This is a genomic window from Flaviaestuariibacter terrae (assembly GCF_054777635.1).
In genome coordinates, this window is the sequence record NZ_BAAHAL010000006.1 from 205911 (window position 1) to 222109 (window position 16199).

General features: G+C 58.9%; 14 protein-coding genes. 8 read left to right on the top strand and 6 right to left on the bottom strand.

The features are described from left to right. Nucleotides 1–35 precede the first annotated feature (35 nt). Nucleotides 36–2540 carry a DNA gyrase/topoisomerase IV subunit A gene (locus ACYU7Z_RS01585; RefSeq protein ID WP_460566928.1) on the top strand — a complete coding sequence of 835 codons (2505 nt, stop codon included), beginning with the start codon at nt 36–38 and terminating at the stop codon, nt 2538–2540. An 89-nt stretch (nt 2541–2629) separates the two neighbouring features. Here ACYU7Z_RS01585 and acs read toward each other — a convergent pair whose 3' ends face one another. Then, on the bottom strand, nt 2630–4555 hold the full coding sequence (gene acs / locus ACYU7Z_RS01590) for an acetate--CoA ligase (protein WP_460566929.1): 1926 nt from the start codon (nt 4553–4555) through the stop codon (nt 2630–2632). A 67-nt stretch (nt 4556–4622) separates the two neighbouring features. On the opposite strand from acs, the gene ACYU7Z_RS01595 reads away from it, so the two are divergent. Both ACYU7Z_RS01595 and ACYU7Z_RS01600 read left to right on the top strand, forming a co-directional pair. Then, complete coding sequence (locus tag ACYU7Z_RS01595) at nt 4623–6191, top strand: MFS transporter (RefSeq protein ID WP_460566930.1); 1569 nt, start codon at nt 4623–4625, stop codon at nt 6189–6191. A gap of 45 nt (nt 6192–6236) precedes the next feature. Next, nucleotides 6237–6494, top strand: coding sequence for a DUF6814 family protein (locus tag ACYU7Z_RS01600; protein ID WP_460566931.1), 258 nt, complete (start codon nt 6237–6239; stop codon nt 6492–6494). A 2-nt stretch (nt 6495–6496) separates the two neighbouring features. Here ACYU7Z_RS01600 and ACYU7Z_RS01605 read toward each other — a convergent pair whose 3' ends face one another. Further along, entirely contained in the window at nt 6497–7480 is a 984-nt protein-coding gene (locus tag ACYU7Z_RS01605) for an ABC transporter ATP-binding protein (RefSeq protein WP_460566932.1), read from the bottom strand. Between the two features lie 153 nt (nt 7481–7633). Here ACYU7Z_RS01605 and ACYU7Z_RS01610 point away from each other — a divergent pair, with 153 nt between their 5' ends. Together ACYU7Z_RS01610 and ACYU7Z_RS01615 are read left to right on the top strand one after the other, a co-directional pair. Then, a complete protein-coding gene (locus tag ACYU7Z_RS01610) occupies nt 7634–8425 on the top strand; it encodes a helix-turn-helix domain-containing protein (protein WP_460566933.1) in 792 nt (263 codons plus the stop codon). A 64-nt stretch (nt 8426–8489) separates the two neighbouring features. After that, nucleotides 8490–9164, top strand: coding sequence for a cupin domain-containing protein (locus tag ACYU7Z_RS01615; RefSeq protein ID WP_460566934.1), 675 nt, complete (start codon nt 8490–8492; stop codon nt 9162–9164). A gap of 16 nt (nt 9165–9180) precedes the next feature. Here the strand turns inward: ACYU7Z_RS01615 and ACYU7Z_RS01620 are convergent, their stop codons facing one another. Genes ACYU7Z_RS01620 through accD form a run of 3 tightly spaced genes read right to left on the bottom strand, consistent with a single transcriptional unit; the run spans nt 9181 to nt 11509 of the window. Next, complete coding sequence (locus ACYU7Z_RS01620; protein ID WP_460566935.1) at nt 9181–10110, bottom strand: hypothetical protein; 930 nt, start codon at nt 10108–10110, stop codon at nt 9181–9183. A 27-nt stretch (nt 10111–10137) separates the two neighbouring features. Next, nucleotides 10138–10593 carry an SsrA-binding protein gene (gene smpB, locus ACYU7Z_RS01625; RefSeq protein WP_460566936.1) on the bottom strand — a complete coding sequence of 152 codons (456 nt, stop codon included), beginning with the start codon at nt 10591–10593 and terminating at the stop codon, nt 10138–10140. A gap of 1 nt (nt 10594) precedes the next feature. After that, nucleotides 10595–11509 carry an acetyl-CoA carboxylase carboxyltransferase subunit beta gene (gene accD, locus ACYU7Z_RS01630; protein ID WP_460566937.1) on the bottom strand — a complete coding sequence of 305 codons (915 nt, stop codon included), beginning with the start codon at nt 11507–11509 and terminating at the stop codon, nt 10595–10597. Between the two features lie 228 nt (nt 11510–11737). On the opposite strand from accD, the gene ACYU7Z_RS01635 reads away from it, so the two are divergent. The 3 genes from ACYU7Z_RS01635 (at nt 11738) to ACYU7Z_RS01645 (ending at nt 14892) form a co-directional block, all read left to right on the top strand. Then, nucleotides 11738–12727 carry an acetyl-CoA carboxylase carboxyltransferase subunit alpha gene (locus ACYU7Z_RS01635; protein WP_460566938.1) on the top strand — a complete coding sequence of 330 codons (990 nt, stop codon included), beginning with the start codon at nt 11738–11740 and terminating at the stop codon, nt 12725–12727. Nucleotides 12728–12833: 106 nt separating this feature from the next. Then, complete coding sequence (gene dapA / locus ACYU7Z_RS01640; RefSeq protein ID WP_460566939.1) at nt 12834–13739, top strand: 4-hydroxy-tetrahydrodipicolinate synthase family protein; 906 nt, start codon at nt 12834–12836, stop codon at nt 13737–13739. A gap of 70 nt (nt 13740–13809) precedes the next feature. Then, entirely contained in the window at nt 13810–14892 is a 1083-nt protein-coding gene (locus tag ACYU7Z_RS01645) for an alpha/beta hydrolase (RefSeq protein WP_460566940.1), read from the top strand. A gap of 338 nt (nt 14893–15230) precedes the next feature. On the opposite strand, the gene ACYU7Z_RS01650 is transcribed toward ACYU7Z_RS01645, so the two are convergent. Further along, nucleotides 15231–16136 carry a ribonuclease Z gene (locus ACYU7Z_RS01650; RefSeq protein WP_460566941.1) on the bottom strand — a complete coding sequence of 302 codons (906 nt, stop codon included), beginning with the start codon at nt 16134–16136 and terminating at the stop codon, nt 15231–15233. Between the last annotated feature and the right edge of the window lie 63 nt (nt 16137–16199).

Sequence of the window (16199 nt, forward strand, 5' to 3'; positions counted from 1 at the left end):
CTACATTACAATAATAAACGAGCACTACGCCTACTATGAAGAACAAGAATTACGAACACGTACAAACCGATCACGGCATCAATGGCCAGTATAAGAGCTGGTTCCTCGATTATGCCTCCTACGTGATCCTGGAGCGCGCCGTACCCGCCGTGGAAGACGGGCTCAAGCCCGTGCAGCGCCGCATCCTCCACGCCATGAAGGAAATGGATGACGGACGTTTCAACAAGGTCGCCAACATCATCGGGCAATCGATGCAGTACCACCCACACGGCGATGCCTCCATCGGCGACGCGCTGGTGAACATGGGCCAGAAAGGCCTCCTCATCGACACCCAGGGTAACTGGGGCGACGTGCGCACCGGCGACGATGCCGCGGCCTCCCGTTACATCGAGGCACGCCTCTCGAAGCTGGCCCAGGAGATCATCTTCAACCCCAAGACCACCAACTGGCAGCTGTCGTACGACGGCCGCAAGAACGAGCCCGTAACGCTGCCGGTGAAATTCCCGCTGCTGCTGGCGCATGGCGCCGAAGGCATCGCGGTGGGCCTCGCCACGAAAATCCTCCCGCACAACTTCTGCGAGCTTTGCGAAGCCGCGATCAAATACCTGAAGGGCCGCAAGTTTGACCTGTACCCCGACTTCCTCACCGGCGCCATGGCCGACGTGACCGATTACAACCAGGGTCTCCGCGGCGGCCGCGTGAAGGTGCGCGCCCACATCGAGGAGTTCGACAAGAAAACGCTGCTGATCAAGAGCGTTCCCTTCGGCGTCACCACCAGCGCGCTGATGGATTCCATCGTGAAAGCCAACGACGCCGGCAAGATCAAGATCAAGAAGGTGACCGACAACACGGCCGCCGAGGTGGAGATCCAGATCGACCTCGCGCCCGGCATCTCGCCCGATATCACAATCGATGCGCTCTACAAGTTCACCGACTGCGAAGTGTCGGTTGCGACCAATGCCTGCGTGATTGTCGATCAGAAGCCCGTGTTCATCGGCGTGCAGGAGCTGCTTCGTCTCTCGGTCGATCGCACCAAAGACCTGCTGCAGAAGGAGCTCGAGATCCGTCTCAGCGAGCTGCAGGAGAAATGGCACTACACCTCGCTCGAAAAGATCTTCTTCGAGGAGAAGATCTACAAGGAGCTCGAGAAGAAGCATGATACCTGGGATCTCGTGATCAAGGCGATCGACAAGGCCTTTGCCCCCTTTGCGAAGCAGCTGCGCCGCGCCATCACGCGCGAAGACATCCTCAAGCTCACGGAGAAGCCGGTGCGCCGCATTTACAAGCTCGATATCGACGAGCTCAACGAGCAGATCCGCGGGCTCGAGACCGATATCAAGCAGGTGAACCACGACCTGGCGCATCTTAACGACTACACGATTTCGTATTACGAGAACCTCCTGAAGAAATACGGCAAGGGCCGCGAGCGCAAGACCGAGCTCAAGGTGTTCGAGGTGATCGAGGCCAAGCATGTGGCCATCGCCAACACCCGCATCTACCTCAACCGCGTCGAGGGCTTTATCGGTACCTCGCTCAAGAAAGACGAGTTCCTGGTGGAGTGTTCCGATCTCGACGACATCATCGCCTTTACGAAGCGCGGCATCATGAAAGTGGTGAAGGTGCAGGACAAGGTCTTCATCGGTAAGGACATCATCCACGCGGCCGTGTTCCGCAAGGGCGACGAGCGAACGACCTACAACATGGTGTATACCGATGGCGAGAGCGGAACGAGCTACGCGAAGCGCTTCAACGTTACCGGTATCACCCGCGACAAGGAGTACGACCTTACGAAAGGCCACGACAAGAGCAAGGTGCATTATTTCTCCGTCAACCCCAACGGCGAGGCTGAGGTGGTGCGCGTGGTGCTGAGCCCGAACTGCTCCGCCAAGAAGAAGGAGCTTGACTTCTTCTTCGAGGAGATCGAGATCAAGGCCCGCGGCTCGATGGGTAATATCGTGACCAAGTACCCGGTACGCCAGGTGAAATTCAAGGAAGCCGGCGTTGCCACGCTGGGCTCGATCCGTCTTTGGTTCGACGACAAGTTCGGCCGCCTCAACCACGAAGGCAAGGGCGTCGACCTCGGCGACTTCGACGCGGAAGACCGCCTGCTGGTGATCTATGCCGATGGCACCTACGAGATTACCGACCAGGAGCTTACGCAGCGCTTCAATCCCGAGGAAGTATGGCTCGTGGAGAAGTTTGTTCCGGAACGCACCATAACAGCTGTGTACCTCGACAACGAGAAGTTGCAATACAACGTCAAGCGCTTCCGCATCGAGACGCAAACACTCCGAACCAAGTTCACGTTCATCAAGGAAGGGAAGGGCAACAAGCTCGAAGCCATTTCCACCGAGCCCGACCCGGTACTGCTGGTAACGACGGGCAAGGGTGCGCAGCAACGCTCGGGCCGCTACAAGGTGGCGAACCTCGTGGAGATCATGGGCTGGAAGGCCGTAGGCGCCAAGCTCGTGGACTTTGCAAAGAGCACCGAGCTGGCCTGGGAAGTCAAGGAAGAAGTGAAGCAGGCGGGCCTTTTTTAGGCACGCGGAATTCACGGAAATAAATTAAAAGAAGCCTCGCACTGCGAGGCTTCTTCGTATTGACATTTCTTCCTTGTATTCCGTGAGCGCTACAGTTTCCCGTTCTTGATCTCCTCGACAACGCCCGGGTCGAGCAGGGTAGTGGTGTCGCCCAGGTTGCCCGTTTCTCCTTCGGCGATTTTGCGGAGAATGCGGCGCATGATCTTCCCGGAGCGGGTCTTCGGGAGGCCCTTGACGAACTGGATCTTGTCGGGTTTCGCGATGGGCCCGATGATCCGCGATACGGTCTGCACGATATTCTTACGCGTCTCTTCCTCGGTTCCGTGGAAGTGCGGGCAAACGACGTAGGCATAAATGCCCTGTCCCTTGATGTCGTGCGGGTAGCCCACCACGGCGCTTTCCACCACATCGCTGTGCATGTTGATGGCGTTCTCCACTTCGGCGGTGCCGATGCGGTGGCCGCTTACGTTGAGCACATCGTCCACGCGGCCGGTGATGCGGTAGTTGCCTTCCTCGTCGCGGAGGGCGCCGTCGCCGGTGAAATAGAGATTGGGATAGGTAGCGAAATAGGTTTTCCGGCAGCGCTCGTGGTCGCCCCAGGTGCTGCGCAGGATGGCGGGCCAGGGCGCCCGGATACAAAGATTGCCCGCCGCCGGGTTGCCCGTGATCTCCTGGCCGTTTTCGTCAACAAGCAACGGCTGCACCCCCGGCATCGGGAGCGTGGCCCAGCTCGGTTTGGCCGGGGTAACGCCCGCAAGGTTGGAGATGAGCGTGCCGCCGGTTTCGGTTTGCCACCACGTGTCGACGATCGGGCAGCGGCCACCGCCGATATGCTCGTCGTACCAATGCCAGGCCTCCTCGTTGATGGGCTCGCCCACGGTGCCAAGCACTTCGAGCGACGAAAAATCCTTGCCTTGCAGGGGCTCGGGCCCGAAGCCCATAAGCGAGCGGATGGCCGTTGGCGCCGTGTAGAGAATGTTCACGCGGTGCTTTTGCACGATATCCCAGAAGCGGCCGGCGTCGGGCCAGGTAGGAATGCCTTCGAACATCAGTGATGTGGCGCCGGCGCTCAGCGGTCCGTATACAATGTAGCTGTGGCCCGTGATCCAGCCGATATCCGCCGTGCAGAAATGCACCTGACCGGGCCGGTATTGAAATACGTTGACAAAGGTGTAATTGGTCCAGATCATATAGCCCGCCGTGCTGTGGACGACGCCTTTTGGCTTGCCGGTGGAGCCCGAGGTATAAAGAATAAAGAGCGGGTCTTCGGAATCCATTTCGGCCGCCGGGAACTGCACGACACCGTCTTTTTCCACCTGCGTTTCGGCAAATTCCATCTCGTCTTCCCACCACACATCGCGGCCCTTGATCATCGACACGGCTGTGCGTGTGCGTGTGTACACGACCACTTTCTTCACGGTCCTGTTGCCGATCAGCGCGTCGTCGATCACGTTCTTGAGCGGGATGACCTTGTCGCCGCGATAGGCGCCATCGCAGGTAATAATGAATTCGGCCTGTGCGTCTTCGAGGCGGTCGGCGATGCTTTGCGCCGAGAAGCCACCGAAGATGACCGAGTGAATGGCGCCGATGCGCGCACATCCCAGCACGGCATACGCGAGCTCCGGCACCATGCCCATATAGATGCACACGCGGTCGCCCTTTTTGACGCCGAGGTTGGTAAGCATTTGCGCAACCTGGCAAACCCGCTTGTGGAGCCGGTTGTAGGTCACGACGCGCACGCGCTCTTCGGGATTGTTCGGCTCCCAGATGAAGGCCGGCTGCTCGCCCTTTTCTTTCAGGTGCCGGTCGATGCAGTTTTCGGTGATGTTGAGTCGCCCGCCACCGAACCATTCCACGCGGGGCTCTTCGAAGTTCCACTGAAGCACGCGGTCCCACTTGCGCCGCCAGGTAAACTGTTCGGCCACCGAGGCCCAGAAGCCTTCCGGGTCATCAACGCTGCGTCGGTAGTCGTCGTGGTATTGTTGCAAAGAAGTGATCTGGTACGAGAAGGACATCGGGGAATGGCTTTGCGCACCAAGTTACACAAATCGCTTGCACGGATTAATTCCCTAATTTCCACACATGACCCGAACCTTCGCCAACGGCCGAACCCTCGCCACCGTCATCGCCGCCTCATCGGTCGGTACCATGATCGAGTGGTACGACTTCTACATTTTCGGTATGCTGGCGAAGACGATCTCCATGCAGTTCTTCCCGGAAGGAAATGATACCGCAGCCCTGCTCAGCACGCTGGCCATTTTTGCTGCAGGCTTCCTGGTTCGTCCCTTCGGTGCGCTCGTGTTCGGGCGACTTGGCGATAAGGTTGGCCGCAAGCACACCTTCCTGCTCACGCTCGTGCTGATGGGAGGCGCCACCTTCCTGATCGGGCTCGTGCCGGGCTACAAAACGATCGGCATTGCCGCGCCGCTGCTGGTGCTGCTCCTCCGCCTGCTGCAGGGACTCGCGCTTGGCGGTGAATATGGCGGCGCCGCCACCTATGTGGCCGAACATGCGCCGGTTGGCCGCCGCGGGTTCTTTACCAGCTGGATCCAGACGACGGCGACGCTGGGGCTCTTTGTCGCTCTCGGTGTGATCATGCTCGTGAAAAGCCGTAGCACCGATGCCGCCTTCAATGCCGAATGGGGCGGATGGCGCTATCCCTTCTGGCTGTCGGCACTGCTGGTGGCCGTATCGGTATATATCCGGATGCGGATGGCCGAATCGCCGCTGTTTGCGCAGCTCAAAAGCGCGGGTACGACGTCCGCCAACCCGCTGAAGGAAAGCTTCGGGCACCGCGTCAACTTCAAGATGGTGCTGCTCGCCTTGTTCGGCGCCGTTATGGGGCAGGGCGTGATCTGGTACACCGGGCAGTTTTACGCGCAGGCATTTCTCGAGAACAACGTCAGGCTCGAATTCCTCGAGAGCCGCTCGATCCTGCTCTGGGCTATTGCCTTTGCCACTCCCTTTTTCGTAGTCTTCGGTTGGCTGAGCGACCGCATCGGCCGCAAGTGGATCATGCTCGGAGGCATGCTCCTGGCGGTTCTCTGCTACCGCGATATCCCGGGTATCAAAAGCTGGGGTATCTACAACAGCCTCGTTCGCGAGGCAACTGTCGACGCGGCCCGGATCAGCAGGGAGGGGATCGCCTGGCAAAGCGCGCCGCTGAAAAAGACGGAAGCGCTGAAAGACGGGCGCGGCACGGTCCACAACACGATCGACACGCTGCTGCTTTCGGGCGGGCTGCGCTGCGTGCGGGTGCTGGCCGACACGGCCTTTGTGCCGACGCCTATCCTGGCCCACTACGGCAAGACCTCTTACAAGGACAAAGTGCTTCCCGCCGCTACCCGCCGGTTGTTCATCTGGCTTGTATTTCTACAGGTGCTCTTCGTGACGATGGTATACGGCCCGATCGCCGCCTTCCTCGTCGAGCTCTTTCCAACGAGGATCCGCTATACCTCGATGTCGCTGCCCTACCATATTGGTAACGGCGTGTTTGGCGGGCTGGTGCCCTTCATCGGGGTCCTGCTCAGCGCCACCTATCCCGCCGACCCGCTGGTGGGGCTCTGGTACCCGGTTGGAGTGGCCGCTCTTTGCTTTGTTATCGGCGCGCTTTACCTGAAAAACGGCGTGGACCGGGATGTGCGGGATTAACAGGATGAACGGAAACCGGGTGGAAACCCATAAACCTCTTACGCCATGAATGCTCTGAAACGATACTCTGGCCTGCTCTGGATGCTCCTCGCCCCATTGGTACTGTATGTTCTTTTCTCAGGCGCGCTTCGGCATATCGATCCGGCCGGGAACAAGGATATCAACAAGCCCATTCCCTGGCTGATCATCATCGTGGTGTTTACGCCGATCGCGGTCGGGCTGGCTATTTTCGGCTGGTATGCCTGGAAGGGGGAGTACGACCGGCTTCCGGAAGATCCGGCTACCCGTTCGGCCCGGGACTAATCTTATACATACCATAGCTGCGCCGGGTCGATCAGCACCGACACTTCCTGCCCGGCTGCTGCATTGTCTTCGAGGCAGCGCACCCGCAGCGTATCGCCGGCAACGCGCACATCGGCCTCGTAGTGGCTACCGTAGAAATACAGGTGCTCCACGATCCCGCGGGCACCGGGCTCGCTGAGCGGACGCAGCCGCAGACCTTCGGGGCGAATGCCGATATCGCGGCGCTGCACGGCAAACGACATGCTGTCGGAAAACGCGGCCACCTGCGCGGCTGTCAGGAGGTTGTACGCGCCGAAAAGACCTGCTACATATTCGGTGACGGGCTGCCGGTAGACCGTGTGTGGCGGCGCCGTCTGTACGCACTGTCCCTCCTGCAGCACCAGCACCTCGTCGGCCCAGGAAAGGGCGTCGGGCGGATCGTGCGTAACCAGCAGGCAGGTGATGCCCAGCTCGCCACCGATGTCGCGGATCACCGATTGCATCAGGGCTTTGTGCTGGCGGTCGAGGTTGGAGAAAGGCTCGTCGAGCAGCAGCAGCGCGGGTTGCTGCACCAGCAGCCTGGCCGTGGCAACGCGCTGCTTCTCGCCGCCGGACAACTCGTGTTCCTTGCGCTCGAGAAGATGGTTGATGCGGCAAACGTCGTAGATCCAGAGGGCTTCGCGGTAGGGGAGCTGGTTGACGCGCTCGAGCAATTCGCGCACACGGTAATGGTGGCGCAGCTCGAAGTGTTGCGAGAGGTAAGCGATCTTATCATGACCCGGAATGAGTTTTTCCAGCGGACCCTTCACACGCTTTCCTTCGAAGAGAACGCTTCCGTTGTCCGCCTGCTCGAGCCCGCCGATGATCTTGAGCAGCGTGCTTTTCCCCGAGCCGGTGGCACCGGCGATCGCCCACTTTTTTCCTTGCTCCACCGTAAACGAAATGGGCTCCAGCGTAAAGTCGCTGCCCACCCGCTTCTGAACCGCATCCACCACGAGAAAAGCCATAGGCCGCAAAGATAGGCGGCGGCTGACAGCGGCACGGTTCCTGTGCGCTTATTCGAACGGGATGCCGCGGCAGCACACTTCATCCGCTTTTTGGCGCAACCGGTGCGTGTCGCCCGAAGTGCTTCGCAGCCAGCCGGTATTTTCGATCGAACAATGAGTGCGCACGCCTATATCCCCAAGGGGCCGCTGGCCGACTACCTTTCGCTCGTCTGGGAGGTGAACGGCCCGGGGCGCATCCAGGAAACGATCCTGCCGCGGGGCATCGTGGAGATCGTCTTCCAGTTCGATGAGCCTGTGCTCGGGCAACTGCCACGCCGCAGCAACGCGGAGCGGATACCCCGCTGCTTCCTGCAGGGATTCAACACCCATGTCATCCGCGGCACCTACGGAAGCCGCCAGCACCTGCTGGGCCTGCAGCTCCGTGTGCACCGCGTGCGCGACCTCCTGGGCATCCTGCCTTCCGAACTGATCGACACCACCGTCGACCTGGCGCTCATTCGCGCCGATCTTGCGGCGCTCTGGTCGCGTCTTGCGGAAGCGGATTCGTTTCCCGCCCGCCTGAACATCCTGCAACACGAACTGCCCGTGCTTCGCAGCGCAGCCTGTAACCGAAGCGCGCACCTGGATACACTTATGGCAAGCGGCGGCGTCGAAGAATTCCGGAGCGTGGAAGCGCTGGCCGGCGCCGTTTGTTATTCCACGAAGCAGCTCGGGCGGATCTCCAGGCAACTGTTCGGCATACCCACCGAAATGCTCACGGGCTATAAGAAATTCATGGAGTCGGTACGGGCGATGCACCGGCCGCACAGCTCACTCACATCCGTTGCTTACGAAGCCGGCTTTTGCGACCAGGCACATTTTACCCGCGTGTTCAAATCCTTTTCAGGAATGACGCCCGGGGAGTACCGCGACCGGCGGAGCACGCTTCCCTTTCACATTTTCTGAGAATGTCCGATAGGTACAATTTTACCGTCGCTGGCGAGAGGAGCTTTGCTGGAAATTCGAAACCATGATATTGTTCATCGTACTCCCGATCGCCGCATACCTGGGTATCGGCTACTTCTGCCATTATGTATTGTTCCCCGAAAAGCGACCGGATATTTCGCGCTACTTCCGGCCAGGACAGGTGTTCCGCAGCGAAGCCGAAGGCGCGGTGCAGACCGTTCATAAGCAGGAAGGAGGAGTGGTATACTGTTCGGCAGTGCTTGAGCCTTATGCGCCCGGACCTCCGAAGCACCTGCACCCCGACTTCGAAGAAACCTTCGCTGTAGCCAATGGAGAAATGAGTCTCTGGATTGATGGCGTTGTGCGCAAGGTGCGCCCTGGCGACAAGGTGCTGATCCCGCGTGGCGTACCCCACAAGCCGTACAACGAAACGGGGGAGCGGATCGAAGTAAAAGGCCTCGTCGCCTTCCCCGAAAAATTCGCCTTCAACCTGTGCCAGCTTTATGGCATCATCGACCGCGACCCGGCGCTGACCCACGCACCGCGGATGGCGCTGCAGATGGCCCTCCTGCAAAATGGCGGCTTCAGTGCAACTCTCGTTGACGGACCACCACCCTTCGTGCAAAAGCTTGCCGGGTTCCTGCTGGTACCGCTGGCGCGGTTGATGGGCTACAAAAGTTATTACCCCGAATTGGACCCGAAGCCTGTCCCGACAAAGGTCGCGGTCCTGGCCTCCTGATCGCGCAGCCGCCGCGCTATTGCTTCCTGCGCCGTTTGAGCCGCACGCTTGCGTTTGCATTCAGGTCGCTCGACAGGCGGATCTCGTGCCGCTGCTTACCGTCCCACACCGTCATCAGCGCGGTGTTGGGCGGGTAGCGCCCGAGGTTGTTGGCAAACATGCTGATCTCGTTGTATTCCTTCGTAGAGTCGAGACCGAGGTAGAAATGAATGGCATGCGTACTGAGCATGCGGTTGAACGTAAGCAGCTTCTGGTTGAAAAAAACCGAGATGGAGTCTCCGTCGATATCACCGTTGTCGTAAAAGTCAACGCTTACCGAGTCGGCATCCACTTCAAAAGTTTGCGCCACGACGTTGCTGCGCTTCGTGAACTCGTTATTCAGCACGAAGTTGACCACGGGGCGCTGCTGCACCGTTACGGCTACCAGCGTATCGCCGGCGCCGGGTGTCCAGTACTGGTGCTGCTCCTTGAACTGCGCGATGGCCTGGAGGATGGAGTCGCGGTTGCCGGCATCGGTATTTTTCTTGAGGTCGAAATAGACAGAAGGACAGGTATTGCGGTACGAGCTCCGCGGCGCAAAGGAGCCCCTGATGTTGGCGCCGACGCGGCTGATGCGCAGCTGCCCCGAGAAGTCCATGGGGCAGTCCACTTCGAGGTTCACCGGTGAGTTGAAATAGGTGAGGGGCAGGTTGAACAGCGTAACCGTGCGGCTTTGCGCATTGTAGTTACCCGTTAGCTTGTAGGAGCGGAAAGCGTTCTTGAAATAATAATTGACGATCCCCTTCACCGATGTGCCGCTTTGCTCAAGCAGGATCTCGAACATGTAGTTGTTCGACGAGCCACCGTTCTCGACATTTCCGGGTCCGTACCAATAGCCATTAAGGTCCTGGGCAACGGCGGCACCGCAGAGCAACAGGCAGAGGAGGGTGGTTCTTAGGTGCTTCATGTAGGAAGTAACGTTTTTCGCGCGGGCTTATTTCAGGTAACGCTTCAGTTCGCGGTCATTATCGCGCTGTTTGATGCTGTCGCGCTTGTCGTGGAGCTTCTTGCCGCGGGCGAGCCCGATCTCGATCTTCACCAGGTTCTTGTCGCTCGAGAAGATCCGGACCGGTACGATAGTGTAGCCCTTCTCCTTGATCTTGGCCTCGAGGCGCGCCAGCTCGCGCTTCTTGAGCAGCAGCTTGCGGTCGCGAAGCGGATCGTGGTTGTTGTCGGTGCCGTGGCTGTAGGGCGATATGTGAAGGCTCTTGAGCCATAGCTCGCCTTTATTGAACTGGCAATAGGCGTCGTTGAAGGAAGCCTTGCCGTCGCGCAGGGCCTTTACCTCCGTGCCGAGCAGCACGGCCCCGGCGACATAGGTGTCGTCGATAAAATACTCATGGTACACCGCGCGGTTGCGGATGTCGATCGTACGGGGTTTCCGGGCCAAATTAGTTATTGAAAAGCGTGATGACCGTCGATAGTTTATGCCTCAGGTCTTTGCGGTCTACGATAAAATCGAGGAAGCCGTGCTCGAGGATAAACTCGGAGCGCTGGAAGCCTTCCGGCAGATCCTTCTTGATCGTTTCCTTGATCACCCGCGGGCCGGCAAAGCCGATGAGGGCGCCGGGCTCCGCGATGTTGAGATCGCCCAGCATGCCGAAGGAAGCCGAGATACCGCCGAAGGTCGGGTCGGTGAGCAGCGAGATGTAGGGGAGACCCGCATCCGAAAGCTGCGAGAGCTTGCCCGAGGTCTTGGCGAGCTGCATCAGCGAGAAAGCGCTTTCCATCATACGGGCGCCGCCGCTCTTGCTGATCACCATATAGGGCAGCTTGTGCTCGATGCAGTAGTCAACCGCCCGCGAGAACTTTTCACCCATCACCGAGCCCAGCGAGCCGCCGATGAACTCGAAGTCCATACAGGCTACCACGAGTCCCTGCCCGTCGACAAGACCGGTAGCGACACGCATGGAGTCCTTGAGGTCGGTCTTGGCCCAGATCTCCTCGAGGCGCTTTCCGTACGGCTTCAGGTCGGTGAAGCCGAGGGCGTCCTTGGAGCGGATGTTTTCAAACAGCTCGGTGTACTCCTGGTTGTCGAAGAGGATATCGTAGTACTCGCGGCTGCCGATACGGTGGTGGTAGTTGCACTTCGGGCACACGAACAGCTGCTCGCGCAGGTCATTGACCGTACAGATATAGTTGCACTCGGGGCATTTGGCCCAAAGGCCCTCGGGAGTTTCTTTCTTTTCCGAAGATGGTGTCGTGATCCCTTTCTTCAGGCGCTTGAACCAGCTCGATTTCGTCTCCTCGGTCTTTCCCTCCTCGCCCGCCAGGTTCGCGTCAAAGTCTTCAATTGGTTTGGACATCTGCCAAAGGTTTGCGGCAAATATAGAAGGGATTCGGGAAATCGTGAGCGGTGAGCATGTGAGCGGTGAACGATGTTGCGCAAATGACCCGGTCAACTGACACCCCTGTTTACGAGCGAGGGGATTGTTGCTGTCACTTTCTGTTCTCACTTGCTCACCGCTCACTGCTCACCCAACCGCAAACGCCATTCCCTGACAATCCCTATTTTTACCGCCTCATATTCGACTATGCCCAAGAATGCCAACCGCCAGTTCCTCGATTTTGAGAAGCCGATCAAAGACCTGATCGACGAGATCGAGCGTCTCCGGCATGCCGGTGAACAAAAGAAGATCGACTATACCGACCAGATACAGAAGCTCGAGGAACAGATACTCGAGCGCCGCACGGCCATCACCCAAAGCCTGACCTCCTGGCAGAAGGTGCAGTTGAGCCGCCACCCCGATCGCCCTTATACCCTTAAGTATATTGAGAAGATGACCACGAACTTCGTGGAGCTCTATGGCGACCGCAACGTGAAGGACGACAAGGCCATGGTCGGCGGCTTTGCCCAGATGGACGGGCAGACCGTGATGCTGATCGGCCAGCAGAAAGGCATCAACACCAAGACGCGCCAGCTGCGCAACTTCGGTATGGCCAACCCCGAAGGCTACCGAAAGGCACTGCGCCTCATGCGCCTCGCCGAGAAATTCAACAAACCCGTCGTTACCCTCATCGATACGCCCGGCGCCTTTCCGGGTCTCGAGGCGGAAGAGCGCGGCCAGGGCGAAGCCATTGCCCGCAACATCTACGAGATGATCCGCCTCAAGGTGCCCGTGATCGTGTGCATCATCGGCGAAGGAGCCTCGGGCGGCGCCCTTGGCATCGGCGTCGGCGACCGCATCCTCATGATGGAAAATGCCTGGTACACCGTGATCTCTCCCGAGAACTGCTCCACCATCCTGTGGCGCAGCTGGGCACAGAAAGAGATCGCCGCTGAGCAGCTGAAGCTGACCGCCGACTATATGAAATCCTTCGGCCTTGTCGACACGATCGTGACGGAGCCCGCGGGCGGTGCCCACTGGGATTACGACGCGGCGGCGCAATACCTCAAAACAGCCATCCTGAAGGCGCTGGACGAGGTGAAAGCAGTCGCTCCGCAGAACCGTGTAGACGACCGGATCGAAAAATTCGGCAAGATGGGCTTCTTCGAGGAAGTGCCCGCCGGCACCAATTCCTGATGGCTCAGCCTGTTCGTTACAAGGCCGTTATTCAAGAACCGGGATGTATTCGTTTCGGCTTTTGACTGGGGCCTTTTTACATTTGACCTGAATTAAAGTCCCTTCCATGCTCAAAGATTTGTTGCGGGGCACCGGCGTAGCGCTGGTGACTCCTTTCGATAAAACCGGCGCTGTTGATTTCAAGGCGCTCGAAAAGCTGATCGACTTCGTGATCAGCGGCGGTGTGAACTACGTCGTGTCGCTGGGTACTACCGGCGAAACACCGGTGTTGAGCCGCGAGGAAAAGCTCGAGATCCTGCAGTGTACGTTCTCCGCGGCCTCATCGCGCGTGCCGGTAGTGATCGGTGCCGGTGGCAACAACACGGCGGCCGTCATCCGCGAGATCGAATCGTTCCCGGTTGAAAAAGCGGCGGCCATCTTATCGGCCAGTCCTTATTACAACAAGCCTTCGCAGGAAGGCATTTACCAGCATTATAAAGCGATCGCGGCGTCGACCAATCGCCCCATCATCCTGTATAACGTCCCGGGCCGCACAGGCTCCAATATGACGGCGGCAACCACCGTGCGCCTCGCCCACGAGGTCGACGGAATTGCCGGCATCAAGGAGGCGAGTGGCAACATGGCCCAATGCATGCAGATCATCCGCGATGTGTCGCAGGACTTCCTCGTGGTCAGCGGCGACGACAACCTGGCCATGGCACAGATCGCCTGTGGCATGAACGGTGTTATCTCGGTGGCCGCGAATTGCTTCCCGAAAGAATTCAGCCGCATGGTCACCTGCGCGCTTGACGGGCACTTCAGCGAGGCACGCTCCACCAACGACAAGTTGCTCGACGGCTACGACCTGCTGTTTGCCGAAAACAATCCCGCCGGTGTCAAGGCATTTCTCGCCGAGCTGGGCATTATTCAAAATCAGCTGCGCCTGCCGCTGGTGCCGCTCAGCGCAGGCATCCACGACCAGGTACGCAGCTACCTCAAACATTTTCATGGGGCACCTGTCGGTAACTGCTAAACGCTCGATCCTGTTCCTACTGGCGCTGGCCACATGTTTCGCGGCGGGCGCGCAACACCGGCTAACGCTTGTGTTGGATTCCGTTCCCGCGCAAACACCGGAGGATTCGATCTACGTGGCCGGCAACATCAACGGCTGGAACCCGCGGTCGAACGACCATCGGTCCATCCCGCCTCCCGTTGGCCCTCCGACGATTTACCTGACGGGCCCGGCAGGCGTGCTCACGTTCAAGTTCACCCGCGGCTCCTGGGCTTCCGTGGAAACCGGCGCCGATGGCAGCGATATTGAAAACCGTACGATCGTCGTTCGCGGCGACACCACGGTGCACGTGTCCATTGGCGGCTGGAAAGACCGCTTTGCTGCAAAGCCCAAAAAGAGCACGGCGCTGCCGCAGGTGCGCCTGCTCCGCAACGACTTCCCGATGCCCCAACTCGGCCGGACCCGCCGAATCTGGGTCTACCTTCCAAAAGACTATGCAACCTCAACGCGGCACTACCCGGTGCTGTATATGCACGACGGGCAGAATCTCTTTGATGAAAGTACCGCCGGTTTTGGCGAATGGGGCGTGGACGAGGCACTCGATACGCTCGAGCGTCGCTATGGTGGCATCATCGTAGTGGGGATCGACCACGGCGGCGACAAGCGGATCAACGAATACTGTCCCTACGATATGGAGCGCTTCGGCAAGGGCGAAGGAAAAGCGTATACCGATTTCCTCGTGCAAACGCTCAAGCCCTATATCGACTCAAGCTTCCGCACGCGCCGCGACCGCGCCAACACCTGGGTCGCCGGATCGTCGATGGGCGGTCTTATCTCGCTCTACGCCCACCTGCGCTACCCGGGTGTATTCGGCGGCAGCGGTGTTTTTTCGCCGGCCTTCTGGATCGCACCCGATCTGAAAAAAGACGTGCTTCGTCATGGCGGCTCTCTTCGCGGCAAAGTGTATTTCTATGCCGGCGAAGAGGAAAGCGAAACGATGGTGCCCGATATGCTGAAGATCTTCCAGCTGCTGCACCAGCGAACGCCCGCACCGATGCAGACCGCTGTCCGTGCCGGCGCCCACCATAACGAAGCCGCCTGGCGCAAGGAGTTTCCGGCCTTTATTGAATTCATGATGAAGAAAGAGCCGAAGAAAACGGGACCGAAGTTTTAAGCCAAAGCAACCATTCGTTCAAGGCGGGAATTTGGTGGGAGCGGCATTTTCATCCTCGGTCAGTCCTTACCTCGGTAATGTTCAATTTTCAATACTTAATGCTCAATTTTCAAGTGCAGCGGAGTAGCGCTTCTCCGCTCCCTAATTGGATATTGAAAATTGAATAGTGAACATTGAAAATTTTGAAGTAGAAAGCCCCGCCATCGGCGGGGCTTTTGTATGGAACAAGGTTCGGAGTGTCTCGGGAAATAAGAAATTCTCAACCTAGGTGCTCCCTTCGCGCCGCCGGCCGAAGCTTATGGCGCGGAGGCCGGGGGACAGGGGGCAGGACAGCGTCCCTAGTGCACCTCGTACGTCGTGCCCTCGATCGCCAGGTCCGTATTCGGAAACACCTCGCGGGCCTCGGCCTGGAAGGCGTCGAGCACCGCATACTTCGAGCTGAAGTGCCCAATGAGCAGCTTTTTGATCCGGCCTTTGCGTGCGATCTCCGCGGCCTGCTTGGTGGTGGAGTGAAAGCGCAGGTCGGCCTTGTCGCGCATGTTGTCGAGGTAGGTCGTTTCGTGGTAGATCATATCGCAGCCGCTGATATAAGGGAGGATGCCCTCGTCGTAGCGCGTGTCGGCGCAAAAAGCGTAGCGCTTCCCCGGCTCGGGCGGCGCGGTTACGCGGGCGTTGGCGATCACCTCACCGCGTGGGGTAATATAATCAAGGCCGGCCTGCAGCGAGCTGTAAAACGAGATCGGGATTTTGAACTTGCGTACCTGCTCGATGAGCAGTTTTCGCTTGCCCTGCTTTTCCTCGAAGAGAAACCCGTAGGTCTCGATGCGGTGCGTGACCGGGAAGGCACTGATCCGGATCTTGTCGTTGTCGACCAGGATGCCGGGCCCTTCCAGCGTGTGAAAGTGCAGCGGGTAGCACAGTTGCGAGTCGGCGACGCGGAGTTGGAGCTCAACGATCTCCTGCAGCGGCGCCGGAGCAAACACATGCAGTGCCTGCTTGTGGGAGAGTAGGTTGAAGGAGTTGAGCAGCCCGACAAGTCCGAAATAATGATCGCCGTGCAGGTGCGAGATAAAGATGTGCGTGATCTTGCCGCGGCGGATCTTGTAGCGGATCATCTGGATCTGCGTACCCTCTCCACAGTCGACCAGGTAATTGGTGCCGTCCTGCGTCACCACCTGGCTTGTCGGGTGGCGGTTGAAGGCAGGTACGGCAGAATTGTTTCCCAGGATCGTCACCGATAACATCGCCGTAAAAATAGGGAAAAGTGACGCTCTTTCCGGGACGTCATCAGCATCAGGTTGCTTCGG

Excerpts from the sequence above, each read along its gene's own strand:
- ACYU7Z_RS01585 (WP_460566928.1), top strand. The coding sequence starts at position 36 with ATGAAGAACAAGAATTACGAACACGTACAAACCGATCACGGCATCAAT.
- acs (WP_460566929.1), bottom strand. The coding sequence starts at position 4,555 with ATGTCCTTCTCGTACCAGATCACTTCTTTGCAACAATACCACGACGAC.
- ACYU7Z_RS01595 (WP_460566930.1), top strand. The coding sequence starts at position 4,623 with ATGACCCGAACCTTCGCCAACGGCCGAACCCTCGCCACCGTCATCGCC.
- ACYU7Z_RS01600 (WP_460566931.1), top strand. The coding sequence starts at position 6,237 with ATGAATGCTCTGAAACGATACTCTGGCCTGCTCTGGATGCTCCTCGCC.
- ACYU7Z_RS01605 (WP_460566932.1), bottom strand. The coding sequence starts at position 7,480 with ATGGCTTTTCTCGTGGTGGATGCGGTTCAGAAGCGGGTGGGCAGCGAC.
- ACYU7Z_RS01610 (WP_460566933.1), top strand. The coding sequence starts at position 7,634 with ATGAGTGCGCACGCCTATATCCCCAAGGGGCCGCTGGCCGACTACCTT.
- ACYU7Z_RS01615 (WP_460566934.1), top strand. The coding sequence starts at position 8,490 with ATGATATTGTTCATCGTACTCCCGATCGCCGCATACCTGGGTATCGGC.
- ACYU7Z_RS01620 (WP_460566935.1), bottom strand. The coding sequence starts at position 10,110 with ATGAAGCACCTAAGAACCACCCTCCTCTGCCTGTTGCTCTGCGGTGCC.
- accD (WP_460566937.1), bottom strand. The coding sequence starts at position 11,509 with ATGTCCAAACCAATTGAAGACTTTGACGCGAACCTGGCGGGCGAGGAG.
- ACYU7Z_RS01635 (WP_460566938.1), top strand. The coding sequence starts at position 11,738 with ATGCCCAAGAATGCCAACCGCCAGTTCCTCGATTTTGAGAAGCCGATC.
- dapA (WP_460566939.1), top strand. The coding sequence starts at position 12,834 with ATGCTCAAAGATTTGTTGCGGGGCACCGGCGTAGCGCTGGTGACTCCT.
- ACYU7Z_RS01650 (WP_460566941.1), bottom strand. The coding sequence starts at position 16,136 with ATGTTATCGGTGACGATCCTGGGAAACAATTCTGCCGTACCTGCCTTC.